Annotated in this window: 2 pseudogenes; both read right to left on the reverse strand. The window is 72.8% G+C overall.

From position 1 onward, the window contains the following. A pseudogene (locus tag G3I71_RS46000) lies at window positions 1–156 on the reverse strand (malate dehydrogenase); the annotation flags it as partial. A 143-nt stretch (window positions 157–299) separates the two neighbouring features. Further along, window positions 300–569, reverse strand: a pseudogene (locus tag G3I71_RS46005) (isocitrate/isopropylmalate family dehydrogenase); the annotation flags it as partial.

Here is a 569-nt window from a genome sequence, read left to right on the forward strand (position 1 = left end):
GGCGGCCTTCAGCGCGGGCGTGATGTCCAGCATCCGCAGCCGCACCGGCCTGTCCGCGCCGAGCAGCTGCCCCGACGCGAGCCGAAAGGCGAGGGCATACCCGATCTGACCGGCGGCCCCGGTGACGGTGACGACGGCGGGCGTGGTGAGGGACACGGGCGGGCTCCTTCGGTCGACCGGTGGCGGCGCGCCGACACGGGTCCACGCGCCACCACCGAACCTATCGCGCACGGGACCACGCCGTGCCGGGAAACGGCGACGCCGCCGGCACGGGCCGGCGGCGTCGCGTCGTGCACGTCTCAGGCGAGGCGCGCCGCGAGGTTCTCGTCGAGCGCGGCGAGGAACTCCTCCGTGGTGAGCCACGGCTGGTCCTTGCCGATGAGCAGCGCGAGGTCCTTCGTCATCTTGCCGCTCTCGACGGTCGTGATGACGACGTCCTCGAGCGTCTCGGCGAACTGCGTGACCTCGGGCGTGCCGTCGAGCTTGCCGCGGTGCTTGAGGCCGCCGGTCCACGCGAAGATCGACGCGATCGGGTTGGTCGACGTCGGCTTGCCCTGCTGGTGCTGGCG

It is taken from the genome of Streptomyces sp. SID12501 (genome assembly GCF_010550245.1).
Lineage (GTDB): Bacteria > Actinomycetota > Actinomycetes > Streptomycetales > Streptomycetaceae > Streptomyces.